Origin of the sequence: Bosea sp. (in: a-proteobacteria) (genome assembly GCF_023953965.1) — a bacterium.
GTDB lineage: Bacteria > Pseudomonadota > Alphaproteobacteria > Rhizobiales > Beijerinckiaceae > Allobosea.
On record NZ_JAMLIX010000002.1, the window covers coordinates 168,411 to 187,920 of the forward strand.

At 69.4% G+C, this 19,510-nt stretch carries 16 protein-coding genes; 4 read left to right on the plus strand and 12 right to left on the minus strand.

The features are described from left to right. Window positions 1-59: 59 nt before the first annotated feature. The 7 genes from M9917_RS15755 to M9917_RS15785 all read right to left on the minus strand — a co-directional run bounded on the left by M9917_RS15755 (window position 60) and on the right by M9917_RS15785 (window position 7,982). Window positions 60-980, minus strand: a complete 921-nt coding sequence (locus M9917_RS15755) for a pirin family protein (protein ID WP_297255223.1) — start codon at window positions 978-980, stop codon at window positions 60-62. 93 nt (window positions 981-1,073) lie between these two features. Then, window positions 1,074-1,661: a hypothetical protein gene (locus M9917_RS15760; protein ID WP_297255224.1), complete on the minus strand. Its 588-nt coding sequence runs from the start codon at window positions 1,659-1,661 to the stop codon at window positions 1,074-1,076. A gap of 11 nt (window positions 1,662-1,672) precedes the next feature. Further along, the gene (locus M9917_RS15765; protein WP_297255226.1) at window positions 1,673-2,917 is read right to left on the minus strand and encodes a hypothetical protein; all 1,245 of its coding nucleotides are present in this window, start codon (window positions 2,915-2,917) and stop codon (window positions 1,673-1,675) included. Between the two features lie 22 nt (window positions 2,918-2,939). Further along, window positions 2,940-3,209 (minus strand): exodeoxyribonuclease VII small subunit, encoded by a 270-nt coding sequence (locus M9917_RS15770; protein ID WP_297255228.1) that lies wholly within the window; start codon window positions 3,207-3,209, stop codon window positions 2,940-2,942. 74 nt (window positions 3,210-3,283) lie between these two features. Further along, on the minus strand, window positions 3,284-3,748 hold the full coding sequence (locus M9917_RS15775) for an Lrp/AsnC family transcriptional regulator (RefSeq protein WP_297257094.1): 465 nt from the start codon (window positions 3,746-3,748) through the stop codon (window positions 3,284-3,286). 135 nt (window positions 3,749-3,883) lie between these two features. Then, window positions 3,884-4,396, minus strand: coding sequence for a tyrosine phosphatase family protein (locus M9917_RS15780; RefSeq protein WP_297255230.1), 513 nt, complete (start codon window positions 4,394-4,396; stop codon window positions 3,884-3,886). Window positions 4,397-4,409: 13 nt separating this feature from the next. Continuing rightward, window positions 4,410-7,982: a hybrid sensor histidine kinase/response regulator gene (locus tag M9917_RS15785; RefSeq protein ID WP_297255231.1), complete on the minus strand. Its 3,573-nt coding sequence runs from the start codon at window positions 7,980-7,982 to the stop codon at window positions 4,410-4,412. Between the two features lie 291 nt (window positions 7,983-8,273). On the opposite strand from M9917_RS15785, the gene mscL reads away from it, so the two are divergent. The 4 genes from mscL (at window position 8,274) to M9917_RS15805 (ending at window position 12,780) form a co-directional block, all read left to right on the plus strand. After that, window positions 8,274-8,693 (plus strand): large conductance mechanosensitive channel protein MscL, encoded by a 420-nt coding sequence (gene mscL, locus M9917_RS15790; RefSeq protein ID WP_297255232.1) that lies wholly within the window; start codon window positions 8,274-8,276, stop codon window positions 8,691-8,693. A gap of 224 nt (window positions 8,694-8,917) precedes the next feature. Beyond that, a complete protein-coding gene (locus M9917_RS15795; RefSeq protein WP_297255234.1) occupies window positions 8,918-10,111 on the plus strand; it encodes a pyridoxal phosphate-dependent aminotransferase in 1,194 nt (397 codons plus the stop codon). Window positions 10,112-10,230: 119 nt separating this feature from the next. Further along, window positions 10,231-11,307, plus strand: coding sequence for an AbrB family transcriptional regulator (locus M9917_RS15800; protein ID WP_297255235.1), 1,077 nt, complete (start codon window positions 10,231-10,233; stop codon window positions 11,305-11,307). Window positions 11,308-11,424: 117 nt separating this feature from the next. Further along, entirely contained in the window at window positions 11,425-12,780 is a 1,356-nt protein-coding gene (locus M9917_RS15805) for a protoporphyrinogen/coproporphyrinogen oxidase (protein ID WP_297255237.1), read from the plus strand. On the opposite strand, the gene M9917_RS15810 is transcribed toward M9917_RS15805, so the two are convergent. From M9917_RS15810 to M9917_RS15830, 5 genes are all read right to left on the minus strand, one after another. Further along, window positions 12,777-13,709 (minus strand): SMP-30/gluconolactonase/LRE family protein, encoded by a 933-nt coding sequence (locus M9917_RS15810; protein WP_297255238.1) that lies wholly within the window; start codon window positions 13,707-13,709, stop codon window positions 12,777-12,779. The two genes, M9917_RS15805 and M9917_RS15810, sit on opposite strands and share 4 nt — an antisense overlap. 31 nt (window positions 13,710-13,740) lie before the next feature. Further along, window positions 13,741-15,315: a histidine--tRNA ligase gene (gene hisS, locus M9917_RS15815; protein WP_297255240.1), complete on the minus strand. Its 1,575-nt coding sequence runs from the start codon at window positions 15,313-15,315 to the stop codon at window positions 13,741-13,743. Between the two features lie 135 nt (window positions 15,316-15,450). Next, window positions 15,451-16,821, minus strand: coding sequence for a glycolate oxidase subunit GlcF (gene glcF / locus M9917_RS15820; RefSeq protein ID WP_297255242.1), 1,371 nt, complete (start codon window positions 16,819-16,821; stop codon window positions 15,451-15,453). After that, window positions 16,821-18,008 (minus strand): FAD-binding protein, encoded by a 1,188-nt coding sequence (locus tag M9917_RS15825; protein WP_297255244.1) that lies wholly within the window; start codon window positions 18,006-18,008, stop codon window positions 16,821-16,823. The genes glcF and M9917_RS15825 overlap by 1 nt, the downstream gene beginning before the upstream one ends. Then, on the minus strand, window positions 18,005-19,441 hold the full coding sequence (locus M9917_RS15830) for an FAD-binding oxidoreductase (protein ID WP_297255245.1): 1,437 nt from the start codon (window positions 19,439-19,441) through the stop codon (window positions 18,005-18,007). The genes M9917_RS15825 and M9917_RS15830 overlap by 4 nt, the downstream gene beginning before the upstream one ends. Window positions 19,442-19,510: the final 69 nt, after the last annotated feature.

Consider the following 19,510-nt stretch of genomic DNA (forward strand, 5'->3'; position numbering starts at 1 on the left):
CTTCGCTGGGGCCGCTCCGGAATAGAGCCTCAGCGCCGTGCTGGCAAACCCGGTGCGCTCTAACGCTCGGGCAGCGGGATGAACTCGCTCTCGTCGCCCGGCACGGTGTCGAAGCGGCCGGTCTTCCATTCCTGCTTCGCCTGCTCGATGCGCTCCTTCGAGGAGGAGACGAAGTTCCACCAGATATGGCGCGGCCCGTCCATCGGCTCGCCGCCGACGAGCATCAGCCGGCTCTGGTCGACGCCGAGGATCGAGATGCGGTCGCCCGGCTTGAAGACGAGGAGCTGGCCGGCGCCGAACTCCTCGCCGGCGATGTCGATCCGGCCGGAGACGACATAAACCGCGCGCTCGTCGTAATCGGCGTCGAGCGGCAGGACCGCGCCGGGCGAGAGCACGGCCTCCGCATAGAGCGCCTCCCACGGGAAGCGGACCGGCGAGGTCTCGCCATAGGCCCGGCCCATGATCAGGCTGATGCGTTTTCCGCCTTCGACGATGCGTGGCAATTCGGGCGCGCCGTGATGCACGAATTCCGGCGCGATCTCCTCATGCGTCTTCGGCAAGGCGAGCCAGGCCTGGATGCCGTAGAGCTTCGGGCCGGTGGCGCGCGCCTCCAGCCCCGTCCGCTCGGAATGGACGATGCCGCGCCCGGCCGTCATCAGGTTGACAGCGCCCGGCCTGATGGCGAGCGCGGTGCCGAGCGAGTCGCGGTGCATGATCTCGCCGTCGAACAGATACGTCACGGTCGAGAGGCCGATATGCGGGTGCGGGCGCACGTCGAGCCCCTCGCCGAGATGGAACTCGGCCGGCCCCATCTGGTCGAAGAAGATGAAGGGGCCGACCATGCGCTGGCCGATCGCCGGCAGCGCCCGGCGGACCTGGAAGCCGCCGAGATCATGGGAGCGGGACACGATCACCTTCTCGATCGCCTCGCAGGAGCGGGCATCGCCCAGGGTCGGATCGTCGGCGGGCAGTTGCGACATGGCGGCCTCCTTCTCATGGAGCCGAATCTGGGGCCGGGGAGCTCGGTGGGCAAGCCGCCGCCGTGCAAAGGGTTTCCGGCGCTGGCGCAATCCTCAGCGCAGCGTCGCGGCTCTGACGGTGCCCGATGTCAGGCCGGACAGGATCGCCTCGCCGTCGCGGTGGCGCACCTCGCCCGTCTCGCAGGTCTTGCAGATCCCGCCGACATAACGGCCGTCGACGACCGTCTCGGCGAAGAACCCCGACTTGCGGTTGTGCCGCGCATCGGTCTCGACGCGATACCATTCCCGCCCGCCGAGGCGCGTGATCTCCAGCGGCTTGCGGATCTCGGCGTCCTTGCTGGTCGAGCGCAGCACGGCGCGCAGGCGGAAGTAGCGGTCGAGGGGGGAGGCATAGAGCGCCCGCAGCCTCGCCGCGTCGTCGGCGCCCTCGGCGTCCTTCCCGTCGCGCATCAGGATGGTGCAGGTCTCCTGCGTCTGCTTGCAGGCCTCGTTCTCGCAGACGAGCTGGATGCGCCGGAGGCCGCCGCTCCCGGAGACCCTGCCTTCGGAGGGTCCATTGACGCGCCAGCCTTCGGGCAGCGTGATCGAGAGCCCGTGCGGCAGCGTCACCGTCTCGGCCTTAGCCGGCAGGATCGGCGCCGTGAAAACCGCCGCGAGCCACCAGACGAGCTTCATCCTCATCCTGCCTCCGATTACCCGGCACCCCGGCCGATATGAGTATCGACGATCCGCTCGAACAGGGCCAGCCTGTCGCCTTCCAGCGCCCGCAACGGCAGGATCAGCGGTTCGTCACCCCGCCGATGCAGCAGGATATGCTCCTTCTGCCGCTCGGCGCGCGCAAACCCCGCCCGGTCGAAGCGGTTGCGCAGGCCGTCCTGCACCGTCTCGAAACGATCCTCGAACAGCCTGACTTCGGTTTCATAAGCTTGCACGCGCCTCTGCAATTGCCGCGCGATCTGCCGGGCCTGCATGCGCCGCAGCCGGGGATGGATCGCGATGACGATGGCGACCACCGCCCAGAAGCCGAGCACCCATTTCCAGAAATGGGTCGCGAACATCTCGACGAAGAGCGGGAAGGAATGGCGCAGCGGCACCCGCTCGGGATCGATCAGCCAGAGCAGGGCGACGAGAAGCGGCGGGATCAGCGCCGTGACGACGAAGGCGAGCGCAAAGCCGCGCCGCCGCCGCCGCTTCATGCCGGGCCGCTCCATCTGCCAGCCGAGCTCGACGACACGGTCGGCCTCGGTCCGGACGAAGCGGGCCGTCAGGATCGGCTCCTGCGCCGGCTCGCCCGCCAGCTCCGGGAAGGGCTCTGCCCGCGCGGCGCCGGCATGGCAGGAGCCGGCCCATGCCTCGATGCGCTGGGCCTGCTCTGCGTCCATCGTCCGCAGCGGCAGGGCGATGGCGTCCTCCATATCCTTGAGCTGGATGAAGAGATGCTCCGGTGCCCTGGTGACGCCGGCGATGCGGCGGCAGGCCGTGGCGCTCGATCGGCCGGAGCCGCTGGAGATGAGCCCGCCCGGCTCGAACCGGTAGATGCCGGTGAAGGGCCGGTCCAGCCCCTCGTCGCGATACCAGTTCCTGAGCCGCCTGCGGGTGATCGCCGGCCAGGCGAGAGCATAGGCCAAGGCCAGCACCGCGACGACGAGAAGCGGCAGGCCACCATAGCCGAGAAGCTGTGAACCGAAGCGGGAGGCAAAGGCACCGATGCCGTCCCTGCCGCTCGTCTGCCAGGCCTGGAAGCCCGCCATGATGACGAGCATGAGCATCATCCAGGCGAAGGCATGCAGCATGCGCCGGCGCCCGGTGGCGAACAGGTCGCGATAGCAGAAGAGCGCGGCGGCGATCCGGTCTTCGAGCCCGATCTCGGCCGTGACCGTGAACGGCTCCGCGGGGGCGGGGGCGCCGGGGAGCACGATGGCCGGTGTCGTGCGCATGCTGTCCGTGGGCGCGCGTGCGTCAGCTCTCGACGTCGAGCGGGGCGGTTCCCGTCGGCTTGCCGTCGGCGCCGAGCGTGATCTTCTCGATGCGCGCTTCCGCCTGCTTCAGGAGCGCGTCGCAGCGCGCCTTCAGCGCCTCGCCGCGGGTATAGATCGCGATCGATTCCTCGAGCGGCACGTCGCCGCGTTCCAGCCGCGCCACGATGCCTTCGAGTTCCTTCATCGCCGCCTCGAAGGGGAGGGCTGCGACATCGGCCGGGGGAGTATCCTGGGTCTTCTCTGCGCTCACGGGCTGATTCCTCTTTGCCGCAAGCTTATCGGCCGGACGGCCGCTTGCCGCAACCCGCTTCGGCGGGGCGGCCTTCAGACCGGCAGGGCCGAGGTCTTCTTGATCGTCCGCAGCGCCAGCGTCGATTGCACGCGCGTCACGCCCGGCAGCTGCGTGATGATGTCGGTGTGGATGCGCTCGAAATCGGCGCTGTCGCGATAGATCACCCGCATCAGGTAATCATGCGCGCCGGCGAGCAGATGGCATTCGAGGATCTCGGGCAGGCCCTGCACCGCCTGCTCGAAGCTCTCCAGCGAGGCGCGGCCCTGCTGGTCGAGCGTGACGAAGACGAATGCGGTGCCGGGAAAGCCCGCGATCCTGTCGTCGAGCATCATCGCATAGCCGCGGATCAGGCCGCTCTCCTCGAGCTGGCGCACGCGCCTCAGGCAGGCCGAGGGCGACAGATGCACCTTCTCGGCCAGGTCCGAATTGGTGATGCGCCCGTCCTGCTGGAGAATCCGCAGGATGGAGCGGTCGCGCGAATCGAGCTCGATCGTCATGGTCACGGCGAAAACCTCCCGCGCGATGCATCGTCGCAAAATTCAGCCAGCGCAAGCAATCTTGTGCAGCGATCCGGCAAAAGCGCCGTAGCATCCACGGGCAATAGTAATGAAAGCCCGCAGGAAGCTGCGTGCTCAGGCGAGCGGCATGGCGAAGGGCGTGCCCTCGAAGGCGTCCGCGCCGCGCCCGATTCCCGCGATCGCGCGGATCATCCGGCCGTGCCGGCCAAGCGCCGCGTCGGCGAGCGCGACGAGCCGGGCGTTCGGCGTCGCGGAGGGGGCGGCGGCGCGCAGCGCCTTGGCCGCTTCCTCCTCGTCGCGGGCGGGCTCGAGCGCGCAGGCCGCGATATAGGCCGCGGCCGTCGAGCGGCTGATCCCGGCCCAGCAATGGATCACCATCGGCGCGGCGCGGTCCCAGCCGCGCAGGAAGGCAAGAAGGCGCGCGACGTCGCCCTCGCCCGCGAGCACATGCCCGTCCAGCGGCCGGCTGATGTCGGACAGGCCGAGGAGGAGATGCCGGTCGGGTTCGATGCCCTGAGGGCGCCGGACGGGGGTGCCGAGATTGATCAGCGTCACCAGATGCCGGGCGCGGGTCAGCGCGACGGTCTCCTCGAGCCGCGACAGCGGGGATACGTGCAGCGTGGGCATGGGCGTTGGCCGCCTATTCCGCCGCGAGCCGCGTCGCGCGCCATTGTGCCAGCAGGGCGCGCAGCGCGGCGGGCTTCAGCGGCTTGTTGAGCAGATGCACGTCGAGCGCGGCGGCAGCCTCCCGTACATGCGGCGTCCGGTCGGCGGTGAGCAGGATCGCCGGCATCGGCGTGCGGGCGCGGGCTCTGAGCGCGCTGATCGCGGTCAGCCCGTTGCCGTGGTCGAGATGGTAGTCGGCGATCACGACATCCGGCTCGCTCCTGCCGCCGACATGCGGCAGCGCCTCCTCCAGCCCGGCGGCGGTCGTGACCTGGCAACCCCAGCCTTCGAGCAGGCGCTTCATGCCGTCGAGGATGGCCGGCTCGTTGTCGATGACGATGAGCCGCATCCCCGCGAGTTGCCCGGCCGGGGTGTGATGGGGCGCCGTCGCGGTCGTCATCGCCGGCAGCGGCGCGGCCCGCGGGACCAGGACCGAGAAGCGGCTGCCGCGCCCCGGCGCGGAATCGAGCGTCAGCCCGTGGTCGAGGGCGCGCGCGATGCGCTGCACGATCGAGAGGCCGAGCCCCAGGCCCCGCGCGACCTTCGCGCCCTGGTCGAGCCGCTGGAACTCGCGGAACACGGTCTTCTGCTGGCGCTGGGGAATGCCGAGGCCGGTATCGATCACCTCGACCGCGACCTGGTTGCCCCGGCGCCGGCAGCCGATCAGCACCTTGCCGCCGGGCGTGTACTTGATGGCGTTGGAGATCAGGTTCTGGAGCAGCCGGCGCAGCAGCCGCCGGTCCGAGCGGAGCGTCAGGCTGGTCGGCATGAAGACGAGCTTCAGGCCCTTTTCCTGGGCGCTCGGCTCGAATTCGCGCTGGAGCTGGCGCATCAGCTCGTCGAGGCGGAAGGAGGAGAGCTCGGGCTTCAGCGCGCCGCCGTCGAGCCGCGAGATCTCGAGCAGCGCGGTCAGGATCTCCTCGACGGCGTCGAGCGAGGCGTCGATGTTCTCGGCGAGCTCGGGCTGGCCGCTGCCGCGGTCGCGCTCGACCAGCGAGGTGGCATAGAGGCGCGCCGCGTTGAGCGGTTGCAGGATGTCGTGGCTGGCGGCGGCGAGGAAGCGCGTCTTCGAGGCATTGGCGGCCTCGGCCTCCGCCTTGGCGCGCTGGAGCTCGGCATTGACGTGGAGCAGTTCCTCGGTGCGTTCGGCGACGCGACGCTCGAGGCTCTCATTGGCGCGCTCGAGCTCCTCCTCGCCGGCGACCGTCTCGGTGATGTCGGTGTAGGTCGTGACGAAGCCGCCATCGGGCAGGGCGTTGGTGCGCACCTCGATGACCTTCCGCGACGGGTAGAGCTTGAGGCGCACCGGCTCGCGGTCGTTGATGAAGCTTTCCAGCCGCGCCGCCATCAATTCGTCCTGCGCGCCGTCGCCATAGGCGCCGCGCGCCGCGTTGAAGCGCACGATCTCGTCGAGCCCGGTGCCGAAGCGCACCAGCGAGGGCGGCAGGTCGTAGAGCTGGATGAAAGCCTGGTTCCAGGCGAGCAGCCTCAGGTCCCGGTCGAGCACGGTGATGCCCTGGCCGGCATGGTCGAGCCCGTGCTGGAGGATGTCGCGGTTGTACTGCAGCGCCGCCGAGGCGTCGTCGAGCAGCTTGAAGGCGGCCTCGGTCGAGAGGTTGCGCCGCTTGAGCAGCAGCGACAGCACGAGCCGCGAGGAGGCGGCGCCGATCGCCGAGGAGAGCAGGTGCTCGCCGAAGCGCAGGAGATGGATATCGGCCTGGCGCCCGCTTTCCGAGGCCGCGCCGCGGCTGCTGTTGAAGCCCTCGAAGGCGCGTTGCGTACGCTCCTGCCCGAGATAGCGCGCGATCGTCGATTGCAGTTCGCCCTCGGTGATGGTGGTGCGCCAGAGCGAGAAGGACTGCGCCATCGTCGCCGGCTGGGATTCGACGAAGGCGTTCGCCTGCAGCCGCTCCATCGCATTGGCGGGCCGCAGCAGCGAGAAGCCGACATAGGCGAGGATGTTGAGCCCGAGGCTCCAGAACACGCCATGCGGCAGCCCCGGCCATTCCAGGCCGAACAGCGCCTCCGGCCTGAGGATGCCGGCCCCGAACGGGCCGTGCGTGACGACGCTGCTCCACCAGCCGCCGGGCAGCGCCAGACTCGGCATCAGGAGCGTATAGGCCCAGACCAGCGTCCCGATCGTCAGCCCCGCCGCCGCCCCCAGCGCCGTGCCGCGCCGCCAGACGAGGCCGCCGAAGAAGGCCGGCGCGATCTGCGCCGTGGCGGCGAAGGAAAGCAGCCCGATCGAGACCAGCGCCGCCTCGCCGGAGGCGCGGTAATAGAGATAGCCCAACAGGATCACCAGGAAGATGCTCAGCCGCCGGATGATCACCACCTGCGAGCCGAGGTCGCCGCCGAGATTGCTGTTGCCGCCGCCGCGCCTGCCGAACAGCCTGGTCGGGCGCCCGGGGTCGCTCAGGCCCCGCCGGCCGCGCAGCAGGAGCGGCATCACGAGATGGTTGGAGATCATGATCGCGAGCGCGACGGAGGCGACGATCACCATCGCGGTGGCGGCCGAGAGCCCGCCGATGAAGACGAAGAGCGCGATCAGCCCGGCCTCCCGCTGGAGCGGCAGCAGCAGCACGGTCATGTCGCGGTCGACGCCGCCGCCGGGGATCAGGATCTCGCCGGCCGCCGCCAGCGGCAGCACGAACAGGTTGATCAGCATGAGATAGAGCGGGAACATCCAGGCGGCGCGGCGCACGTCGCGCACCTGGCGGTTCTCGACGATCGTCATGTGGAACTGCCGGGCGAGCAGCAGCGCCGCGCAGCTCGACAACAGCGTCAGCGTCAGGAAATTCGGCCAGCTCGATGTCCGCTCCCAGACCGGCGGGGCGCCGCCGGCCGGTTTCGCCGCCTGGGCCAGGAGGTCGCCGGGGCCGCCGAACAGCCCGTAGACGACGAAGAAACCGAGTACGAGGAAGGCGACGAGCTTGATCAGGGATTCGACCGCGATCGCCAGCACCAGCCCGTCCTGGTGCTCGGTGGCGTCGATATGGCGGGTGCCGAAGGCGCAGGCGAAGCCGGCGAGCACGATCGCGACCAGGAAGGGCAGGTCGCTCAGCACAGGCACATCCGGCGCCGGCGCATGGCTGCCGGCCGCTTCGAGGAAGACCGAGAGCGAGTTCGCGACGGCCTTGAGCTGGAGGGAGATGTAGGGCAGCGCCCCGATCACCGCGACGATGCACACCAGCGCCGCGACGCGCTCGCTCTTGCCGTAGCGCGCGCCGACGAAATCGGCGATCGAGGTGATGTTCTGCGACCGGGCGATGCCGACGATGCGGGCGACGAAGCGGTGGCCCAGCCCGATGACCAGGATCGGCCCGACATAGATGCCGAGGAAATCGAAGCCCGCGCGGTTGGCGAAGCCGACCGAGCCGTAGAAGGTCCAGGAGGTGCAGTAGACGCCGAGCGCCAGCGCATAGACCGTCGTCCGTGCCCGGCCGGCCATCAGCCTGCGCCCCGAGGTGTCGGCGACATGCGCGACGGCGAACAGCCCGCACAGATAGGCGAGCGCGACCAGCACCACGGACCAGGCGGGAATCATGCCGCCCCCCTGTCGGGTGCGATGCGCGAACGAGGCCGGGAGGGTGGCGCCATGAGGATCCGCTTCGAACGTCCGCTTTTCGGGCCGATGCTCCAGATTATCGGACGACCCGCCGGCCCGCCAGAGGCCATCGGCGCAAGTCTGAAGCCCGATGCATCCCCAGCTCTTTGGCGCCGAACCCCGAACGGTGCCGTCGCGTCAGCGTTTTCGGGCTTCCCCTGCGGCGCCTGACCGGTCTAGCGTCCAGCGGCGGCTGTGGGGGCAGACCTGGCGATTCTCAAGGGGTGCAGCATGTTGGAAGAATTCAAAAAATTCGCCCTGCGGGGCAATGTCGTCGATCTCGCCATCGGCGTCATCATCGGCGCGGCCTTCGGCAGGATCGTCGATTCGCTCGTCACCGATATCATCATGCCCTTCATCGGCGCGCTCGGCGGCGTCGACTTCTCGAACTATTTCATCGGGCTCAACAGCGGCGTCACCGCGACGACGCTCGAGGCGGCCCGCGCACAGGGCGCCGTGCTGGCCTATGGCAACTTCGTCACGGTGGCGATCAACTTCCTGATCATCGCCTTCGTGCTGTTCCTGGTGGTGAAGGGCATCAACCAGCTCCAGAAGCAGAAGCCGGCGGAGGAAGCGGCGCCCGCGGCCAAGCCCGAGGATGTCGTCCTGCTCGGCGAGATCCGCGATCTGCTCAGGCAGAAATCGGCCTGAGCCGGTCGCTGGATCATCGCGCGTCCTATCGGACGCGATAACGATGATCCGTCTTATTGTTGGAGCATCGGATCTTTCCGAAAAGTGGATTCCACTTTTCGGTCCGGTGCTCAAGCGCGGTCTTGAATCATCACGGCCGCCGATTGACCTGATCTCGCGATTTGATGCTTTCCTGTCCCGCGATCGGTTAAAGGTCGGTCTTCCAATCGCTGAGGCCGATCCCGATGAACAGCGCCATCCCGCCGGGCAGCACCCTGGTTGCCGGGCTTCGCCCCGAAGCCCGCAACGCGCCGCCGAGCGGGATCAGCGAAGTGGTGGATCATGGCCGGCAGCGGCCGGGCCTGATCCCGCTCTGGGTCGGGGAGGGCGACCTCTCCACCCCGGCCTTCATCACCGATGCCGCGGTGCGCTCGCTTGAGGCCGGCGAGACCTTCTACACCTGGCAGCGCGGCATCCCCGAGCTGCGCGATGCGCTCGCCCGCTATCACCAGCGCCTCTACGGCCGCGGCTTCTCGCCCGAGAGCTTCTTCGTCACCGCCTCCGGCATGCATGCGGTGCAGATCGCGGTGCGGCTGGTCGCCGGCCCCGGCGACGAGATCGTCGTCCCGACCCCGGCCTGGCCGAATTTCGGCGCGGCCGTCGGCGTTTGCGGGGCGGTGCCCGTCTGCGTGCCGATGGATTATGCGCAAGGCCGCTTCACCCTCGATCTCGACAGGCTTGCCGCCGCGATCACGCCGCGCACGCGCGCCATCCTGGTGAATTCGCCCTCCAACCCCACCGGCTGGACCGCGACGCGCGCCGAGCAGGAAGCATTGCTCGCGCTCTCGCGCAGGCACGGCATCTGGATCGTCGCCGACGAGATCTACGGCCGCTTCGTCTATGACGGCTCGCCGCGCGCCTCCTCCTTCCACGACGTGATGGAGGCGCAGGATCGCGTCGTCTTCGTCCAGAGCTTCTCGAAGAACTGGGCGATGACCGGCTGGCGCATCGGCTGGATCGAGGCCCCTGCGGCCTTCGGCCAGATCATCGAGAACCTGATCCAGTATTCGTCCTCCGGCTCGCCGGTCTTCGTCCAGCGCGGCGCCGTCGCCGCCCTCGACGAGGGCGAGGGCTTCGTCGCCGAGCAGATCGCGCGCGCGGCCGAGGGGCGCCGGATCGTCTTCGAGGGGCTGAAGGCGACGAACCGCGTCACGCTCTCGGCGCCGGATGGGGCGTTCTACCAGTTCTTCTCGGTCGACGGGCACGCGGATTCACGTGCGCTCGCGCTCGATCTGATCGATCGCGCCAATGTCGGCCTCGCACCCGGCACGGCCTTCGGGGCCGGCGGCGAGAGCGGCCTTCGCCTCTGCTTCGCCCGCAAATCCGCCGATCTGGTCGAGGCCGTGGCGCGCTTGCAGAAGGCGCTGGCCGGCCTCTGACGCCGCCGCTCGCGGCGCAACGCCGCCCTGCGCGCCGCGGGGAGCCGCCCGGTTGACCCGTCGCCGGACCATCGTCATGAACGCCCGGCGCCGCTTGCCCCTGGCGCGGCGGGAGGACGATGAAACCGTTCGGCTATCCTTCGAAGCGGCTGGCTATCCTCCGGCGCGAGATCCTGGTCATCGCGCTGGCGGCGATCGGGGGCGGGGGCTTCGCCCTCCTGGGCATGCCCGCAGCCTGGCTCTCCGGCTCGGCGCTGCTGAGCGTGACCGTCGCGCTGCTGCGCCCGCTGCCGAGCCTGCGCCGGTCCTGGTTCGATGCCACCATGGTCCTGTCCGGCGTGATCCTCGGTTCGGCGGCGACGCCCGAGGCGCTGGCGGCGGCGGCCCGCTATCCCGCCTCCCTCCTCGTCCTGCTGATCGGCATCGTCGCGATCATGCTCGTGACCGGCGCCTATCTCAGGCATGTCGCGCGCTGGCCCTGGGTCGATGCGCTGCTCGCCACCGCGCCCGGCGCGCTCGCGACCGTGCTCGCGGTGGCGCAGACCAAGGGCGCCGATATCGGCCGGATCTCGGTCGTCCAGCTGTTTCGCCTGCTCGTGCTGGTGGCGCTCCTGCCGAGCGCGATGCAACTGAGCGGCGCCGTTGCCGGCACGCCGGCTCCCGTCGTCAACGCAATCGATGCCGGCACCATGTTCGGCGTGACGATGGCGGGGCTGGCGCTGGGGCTCGTCTTCCAGCGGCTCGGCCTGTCCGCCCCGCTGATGCTCGGCGCGACGCTCGCCAGCTCCGTGCTGCACGCCACAGGCCTCATCGAAGGGGGGCTGCCGCTGCAGATCCAGATCGCCGTGCAGGTCCTGCTCGGCGCCACCATGGGCGGGCGCATCGCGCATATCCCGCGCAGCGAGCTTAGGAGGCTGTTCCCGCTCGCCATCGGCAGCTTCGCCGTCTCGATCGTGGTGGCCTTCCTGTTCGCCTGGCCCGCGGCCTGGCTCGCCGGCGTCTCCTATGCCAGCGGCATGGCGGCCTTCGCGCCCGGCGGGCTGGAGGCGATGGCGATGCTCGCCTTCGCCATGGGGCTCGATACGCTTTATGTCGGCGCGCATCATCTCATGCGCTTTGTCGCCGTCGGGCTGGCCGTGCCGCTGGTCATGGGCCGGATGGGGAATGCGCCGCGGCGCCGGCCGCCGGCCGGTTAAGCTTAAAGATTCGTTGTATTTCGGGTCTTTGATTGTCGCTTCGGCGCAAATCCGAATTCATTCGCTCCTGTTAGGCATCGGTCATCGACAGGGATCGATGATTGCGGAGCGAGCGCCATGAACATCGCCGTACAGGCTCCCGCCGTCTGGCGCCGCCTTGCCCGGCCGGTCGCGGTTGTGGGGGCGGGCATCGCCGGGCTCACCGCCGCCTTCGAGCTGGAGCGGCGCGGGCTTCGCGCCACCGTCTTCGAAAGCGGCCGCTCCGTCGGGGGCATGGCCTCGTCCTTCAAGGACGCCGAGGGCTATACCTATGATTTCGGCGCCCATTTCGTCTCCAACCGGCTGGCCGACGCCATGGGGGCGGGCACGGTCTCGCGCACGGTCCGCCATTACGGCGAGGCGGTGATGCTGGGCGGCCGGAGCTACGGCTATCCCTTCGGGCTCGCGCTCTCGCCGCGCTATGCGGTAAGCGCCGTCGCGGCCCGCCTCAGCCCCCGGCCGGTCGCGAGCGCGGCCGACTGGTTCCGCAACGCCTATGGCGGCGCGCTCGCCGAGGATGTCGCGATCCCGCTGGCCGAAGCCTGGTCGGGCGCGCCTGCGGCCGAGCTTTCGCCCGCGGTCGGCGAGAAGCTCGCCGCCGGGGTAATGAAGACGCTCTATCTGAAGGCGGCGTCGCGGCTTTCGGGCAAGGCGGTCTGCAACGGCTATTCGCACGAGATGCCGGAAAGCCCGGCGGTCTACCATGTCTACCCCGAGGGCGGCGTCGCGAAGCTGCTGGAGCCGACCGTCGCCGGCCTCAGCGACAGCATCGCGCTCGAATCCAGGGTCGAGCGCATCTTCGTCGAGAACGGCAAGGTCGCGGCGGTGAAGGTCAACGGCCGCGAGATCGGCGTCTCGGCGGTGATCTCGACCGCGCCGGTGCATGTCCTGCCGGGTCTGGTCGAGGGCACCGACGCGCTCGACGCGCTGCGCGGCTTCCGCTACCGCCCGATGATCTTCGTCAATCTGCGCTTCGAGGGCCGCCATCTCCTGCCCGACACGATGCTGTGGGTGCCGGACAGGACGCAAGCCTTCTTCCGCGTGACGGAAGCACCGTTCTCGATGCCCTGGCTCGCGCCGCAGGGGCGCACGCAGCTCACCTTCGACATCGGTTGCGAGGTCGGCGACGCCTGGTGGACCATGCCGGACGAGAAGCTCGCCGAAGCCTGCCTCGAGGGGCTTGCCCGCATCTATCCGCATCTTCGCGCCCGCTATCTCGGCGCGGGCGGCATGTTGAGGACGCCCTTCGCCTATCCCGTCTATCTGTCGCGATACGAGGAGCGACGCCGCGATTTCGCCCGCGGCACCGGAGTCGACGGCCTCTACAGCATCGGCCGCAACGGCGAGTTCGCCCATCTCCTGATGGAGGACATCTACTGGCGCACGCTGAAGCGGATGGGCGACGTTGCGGCTTATGTCGGGCGGGACGATTAAGGCCGCGCCGCTCCGTTGGTTAAGGTCATCACCGCATAGAGCGAGGTCGTGCCGCAGATGAACAGGCGGTTGAGCTTCGGCCCGCCCCAGGTGAGATTCGCGACGGTCTCGGGGATCGCGACCTTGCCGATCAGCGTGCCGTCCGGATCGTAGACATGGACGCCGTCGCCGGCGCTCGTCCAGATCCGGCCTTCGACGTCGAGGCGCAGGCCGTCGAACAGCCCGGCCGTGCAGGTGGCGAACACGCGCGAGCGGTTGAGCGTGCGCCCGTCCGCCCCCACCCTGAAGGAGCGGATATGCCGCGGCCCGTGCTCGGGATCGTGGCTCGCGCCCGAATCGGCGATGTAGAGGATGCTCTCGTCCGGCGAGAAGGCGAGGCCGTTCGGCTTGACGAAATCGTCGGCGACGATGGCGATCTCGCCGCTTGCCCCATCGATCCGGTAGACATGGCAGGCGCCGATCTCGCTTGGCGCCTTGTCGCCCTCGTAGTCGCTGAGGATGCCGTAATCGGGGTCGGTGAACCAGATTGAGCCGTCCGACTTCACCACGGCGTCGTTGGGCGAGTTCAGGCGCCTGCCGCCATAATGGCTCGCCAGCACCGTGAGCGAGCCGTCATGCTCGGTGCGTGTCACCTGCCGCCCGCCATGCTCGCAGGTGACGAGCCGGCCCTCGGCATCGACCGTATTGCCGTTGGCGTTGCGCGCCGGCTGGCGGAAGAGGCCCGTCTGGCCCGACAGCGCGTCGTAGCGCAGCATCCGGTCGTTCGGGATATCCGACCAGACGAGCGTGTTGTGGGCGGCAAACCAGACCGGCCCCTCCGTCCAGCGCCCGCCCGTCCACAGCCGCTCGATCCGGGCGGAGCCGGGGACGACGCCCTGGAAACGCGGATCGAGCACGCTGACGCCTGTGCCCTCGAGCACGCCGAACATGGTTGTCCTCCCTCGCCGGCGGCGGCGCCCTTCACGCGTGCCGCGCCAGCACCCGCTTCACCTCTTCGACCAGATCCGCGACCGGCACGGAAAACTGGGCCTCGGCCTGCCTCGCCTTGTGCTCGGCCGAATCCTTGACGTCGCGGCCGGCGGCGGCGAGCGCCGCGCCGAGGATCAGGTCCTTGATCACGACCGTCCCGGCCTCGCGCTCGGACGAGCCCTGAATGACGGCGCAGACGGCGCCGCGCCGGTCTGCATACTTCATCTGGGCGTTGAAGCCGGAGGTGCCGAGATAGAGATCGGCGCGCATCAGCGGCTTGCCCCCCGCATCCGTCGCCTGCCGGAGCGCGGAGACGAAAGCCTGATAGCCCGGCATGAACTCCGGCGACTTGTTGTCCATCGCGGTGACGACGACGAGCGGCAATTCGTTGCGGCTGTCGACGATGGGGGATTTCACCGCCTTCAACGCCGCATAGAGCCGCGAGACGCCGATGGAAAAGCCCGTCGCCGGCACGGGATCGGGCCGGAAGCGGCCGACGAGCCCGTCATAGCGCCCGCCGCCCGCGACCGAGCCGAAGCGCACAACCTGCCCGTCCTCGTTGGTGACGGGGAAGGTCAGCTCCACCTCGTAGACCGGGCCGGTATAGTATTCGAGGCCGCGGACGACGGAGGGGTCGATGATGACGCGCCCGAGATAGCCGGCCGCCGTGATCAGCGCGCGGATCTGCTCCAGTTCCGCGATGCCGGCCTCGCCGTTCCCGGCGCCTTCGACGAGGCCACGGAGGTCGTCGAGCGCCGCGGCGGACAGCGCGGCCGAGCCTTCGCTGTCCCCGGTATTGGCCTTGCCCAGCTCGGCGAGCTTCTGGCCGAGGGCGAGATAGCGCAGGACGCGGTCGGACTGCGCAGCGGATAGCCCGGCGCCCTTGGTGAAGTCGCCGCTTTCGTCCTTGCGGCCCTCGCCGAGGAGCTTGCGGACCTCCTCCAGCGGGAACTTGTCGGCCTTGTCGATCGCGCGCAGCACGGTGAGACGCTGGGCGGGATCGATCCCGGCCGCATCCATCACGCCGTCGAGAACCTTCCGATTGTTGACCTTCACGACGTAGTCGCCGCGCTTGATGCCGAGCTTTTCCATCGTGTCGGCCGCGAGCATGCAGATCTCGGCATCGGCCGCGACGGAGCCCGCGCCGACGATATCGGCGTCGAACTGCATGAACTGGCGGAAACGGCCCGGCCCCGGCTTCTCGTTGCGGAAGACATAGCCGACGCGATAGCTGCGATAGGGTTTCGGCAGCGCGTCGAAATTCTCCGCGACATAGCGGGCGAGCGGCGCCGTCAGGTCGTAGCGCAGCGAGAGCCACTGCTCATCGTCGTCCTGGAAGGAGAAGACGCCCTCGTTCGGCCGGTCCTGGTCGGGCAGGAACTTGCCGAGCGCGTCGGTGTATTCGACGAAGGGCGTCTCGACCGGCTCGAAGCCGTAGACCGAGAAGCTCTCGCGGATGACGGACAGCATGCGCTCGGTGGCGGCGACATCGGCCGGACCGCGATCGACGAAGCCGCGCGGCTGGCGGGCCTTCAGCTTGGCAGGGGCGGATGCGTCGGCGGACATGGGCGTTCGTTTCGTGTTGTTGTGTGTTGTTGTGTGTTGCTCGGCAAAAAGACGACACGAACCAACACAGGCGCTCGGTAGCCTGCGTGGACGTAAGGGGCAAGCGCGTCATTCTCCCCCGAGGGGAGAAGGGCGCTATTCCGCCGCCGGGGCGCGCTCCCGCAACGGCCTGTCCGCGATCCCTGCCCGTGCGAGCTTCTCCGGCAGCGGGCCGCCGGTCGCCCAGTCGAGCAGCTCGGCGGTGTGGACCACCGGCACGCCCGAGCCCTTGTCGGCGAAACCCTTCGCGATCTGGGTCATGCAGCCGATGTTCCCGGTCGCCACAAGTACCGGCCTGGTGCGCTCGATATTGCCGATCTTGCGCTCGCGCAGCCGCCCGGCGATCTCGGGCTGGAGGATGTTGTAGACGCCGGCCGAACCGCAGCAGATGTGCCCCTCCGGCACGTCCTTCACCTTGAAGCCGGCTCCCGTCAGCAGCCGCTTCGGCCCGTCCTTCAACTGCTGGCCGTGCTGCATCGAGCAGGCGGAATGATAGGCGATCGGCATGGCGACGTCGCGCACGGGCGAAAGCTCCATAGTCTCCAGGAACTCGGTGATGTCCTTCGCCAGCGCGGCGACCCGTGCCGCCTTCTCGGCATAAGCCGGCTCGTTCCGGAACATGAAGCCGTAATCCTTGATCGTGGTGCCGCAGCCGGAGGCGGTGATCAGGATGGCGTCGAGCCCCTCGCCCTCGATCTCCGCCGTCCAGGCGTCGATATTGGCGCGCGCGAAGGACAGCGCGTCGTGCTCGCGCCCCATGTGGTGGACGAGCGCGCCGCAGCAGCCCTCGCCCTTCGGCAGCACGACCTCGACGCCGTGGCGGTTGAGCAGGCGGATCGTCGCCTCGTTGATCGCCGGGTTGAGCACCGGCTGGGCGCAGCCCGAGAGCAGCGCGACGCGCTTCACCCGCCCGGCCTCGGGCGAAAAGCTCTGCGGCCCCTCCATCGCCGAGCGTGTCGGCAGCCGCGCCGGCGCCAGCGCCAGCATCGCCTTCAGGCGCGGGCCGATGGCCGGGATCAGGCCGAGGACGGAGGCGAACGGCTTTGCCGGCAGCGCCAGCAGCATCGCGGCGCGCAAGCGCCCGGGATAGGGCAGGATCGCCGCCAGCACCTTGCGCAGCAGCCGGTCGTGCCAGGAGCGCTCATAGGTCTCCTCGATATGGGCGCGGGCATGGTCGATGAGGTGCATGTAGTGCACGCCGGAGGGGCAGGTCGTCATGCAGGAGAGGCAGGAGAGGCAGCGGTCGATATGCGTCACCACCTCGTCGGTTACGGGCTTGCCGGTCTCCAGCATGTCCTTGATCAGGTAGATGCGCCCGCGCGGGGAATCGAGCTCGTCGCCGAGCAGGAGATAGGTCGGGCAGGTCGCGGTGCAGAAGCCGCAATGCACGCAGGTGCGCAGGATCTTCTCCGAGGCCGGCATGCGCGGATCGGAGGCGAGGCGCTCGGGGGTGAAGTTGGTCTGCATCAGATCCCCGCATACATCCGGCCGGGCTCGAAGATGCCGGCCGGGTCGAAGCTTGTCTTGATGCCGGCTGTCAGGCGCATCAGCGGCCCGGACAGAGGCTGGAACACGTCGGCGGCAGCCCGCACCGCGTCAGGCGCCCGCACCAGCGTGGCGTGTCCCCCGAGCGGCCTCAGCGCGGCGCGGATCGCGGCGGCGCCGGCATCGCCATCGGCCGGAACCGCAAGCCACACCAGCCCGCCGCCCCAGTCGTGGAATGAGCGCGCGGCGGGAAGCGCGCGCGCGATGGCGGCGGTGGCCTTCGGGCCGTTCGTCGGGGCAAGCGAGAGCCGCCAGACGGCCTCCCCGGTATCGGCGAAGAAAGCCGCGTCGCGGATGTCGCGCCAGAGCGCGTCAGGCCCGGCCCCTTCGAGACGGTCGGGCACGCCGTATGCGCCAAGCAGCGCGGCGAGCTCTCCTGCGCGGTAGGCGATCGGATCCGCGAAATTCTCCAGCCGCAGCAGGGTCAGCGCCGCCTCGCCGGCGAGGCCGGCGGGAAGATGCGCCGCGGCCATCGGCTCGAAGGGCGAGCCCAGCGCCTTCGACAGAAGCGCGACGCCCTCGTCGCTCGAAAGGCCGCGCCATTGCAGCGTGACGATGCGTTCAGGCCGCGGCAGCACGCGGAAGGTGACTTCGGTGAGGAAGCCGAGCGTGCCGTGGCTGCCGCTCATGAGCTTGACCAGATCCAGGCCGGTGACGTTCTTCATCACCCGCCCACCGGATTTGATCATCTCGCCGCGGCCGTTGACCAGCCGCACACCGATCAGGGAATCGCGCGCCGCGCCGGCATTGATCCGGCGCGGGCCGGAGATGTTGCAGGCGGCGACGGCGCCGATCGTCGGCTCGCCCTCGCTGCCGTAGAGGGCACGGTGGTCCATCGGCTCGAAGGGCAGGATCTGGCCGTGCGCGGCGAGCGTCTCCTGCACCAGCGCGAGCGGCGTGCCGGCCCGCGCGGCGATCACCATCTCGGCCGGCTCGTAGAGCGTGATGCCGGTGAGGCCGGCGCTGGATAGCGTGCTCGCGGCCTGCACCGGGCGGCCGAGGCCGGCGCGCGTGCCGCCGCCGCACAGCGCCAGCGGCGTGGCGCTGTCGACGACCGACTTCACGACGGCGCAGGCCTGCGCCTCGGTGGTGGGGGTGTGGACGATCACGCGACCACCCTGCCTTCCAGCGGGAACACCTTGGCCGGGTTGAGCAGCCAGGCGGGATCGAACACCGCCCTGACCCGCATCTGCTGGGCGAGGTCCTCCGGGTTGAACTGGACGTTCATCAGGTCGCGCTTCTCGATGCCGACGCCGTGCTCGCCGGTCAGGCAGCCGCCGACCTCGACGCAGAGCTTGAGGATGTCCATTCCGGCATCCTCCGCCTTCTGCGCCTCGACCGGGTCGTTGCAGTTGTAGAGGACAAGCGGGTGCAGGTTGCCGTCGCCGGCGTGGAAGACGTTGGCGACGCGAAGCCCGTAGCTCTTCACGATCTCGTCCATGCGCCTGAGCACATGCGGCAGTTGCCCCGTGGGGATGGTGCCGTCCATGCAGATGTAGTCGGCGACGCGGCCGGTGGCGCCGAAGGCGGATTTGCGGCCCTTCCAGATCGCCGCCGCCTCCATCGCCGAGCGTGATTCCTTCACCGTGGTGACGCCGTGCTCGCGGGCGATGGCGACGATGCGGGCGAGCCCGGCATCCATCTCCTCGTCCGAGCCCTCGACCTCGATGATCAGGAGCGCGCCGCAATCCATCGGATAGCCGGCCTTGGCGAAAGCCTCGCAGATGTCGATCGCCTGCTTGTCCATGAACTCCATCGCGACCGGGATGATGCCGGCGCCGATGATCGCCGCCACCGCCGCGCCGGCCTGCTCGCTGGTCGGGAAGCCGAACATCACCGGCCGCGCGCCCTCCGCCGCGCGCAGAATGCGCACGCTCGCCTCCGTGACGATGCCGAGCTGGCCCTCCGAGCCGATGATCAGCCCGAGCAGGTCGTAGCCGGCGGAATCGAGATGGGAGCCGCCGATCTCGACGATCTCGCCCTCGAGCGTCACCAGGGTCACGCCCAGCACGTTGTTGGTGGTGACGCCGTATTTCAGGCAGTGCGGCCCGCCGGAGTTCATGCCGATATTGCCGCCGATCGAGCAGGCGAGCTGCGAGGACGGGTCGGGCGCGTAGAAGAAGCCCTCGGCCGAGACCGCCCCCGTCACCGCCAGATTGGTGACGCCGGCCTCGACCCGGGCGACGCGGTTCGCGTAGTCGATCGAAAGGATGCGGCTCATCTTGGAGACGCCGACGACCACCGCGTCCTCCTGCGGGATCGCCCCGCCGGAGAGCGAGGTGCCCGAGCCGCGCGGCACCACCGGCACGCCCTCCTGCCGGCAATAGCGCAGGACGGCCGCGACCTCCTGCGTCGTCGAGGGCAGCACCACCGCCAGCGGCATGCGGCGATAGGCGCTGAGCGCATCGGTCTCGTAGGGGCGGCGCTCGTCCTCGCCGGTGATCAGCGCGTTCGGCGCGACGAGCTGCGAAAGGCCGGCGATGATCGCCTCGCGGCGGGCGAGGACGCCGGCATCCGGCATCGGAAAAGCGATCGCGCCCATCTTTTCTCTCCCGCTTTTTCGTAAGGCGCAAGGCGCCGCTGAAACCCGCCATCTCCGCGCGGCGGAGTT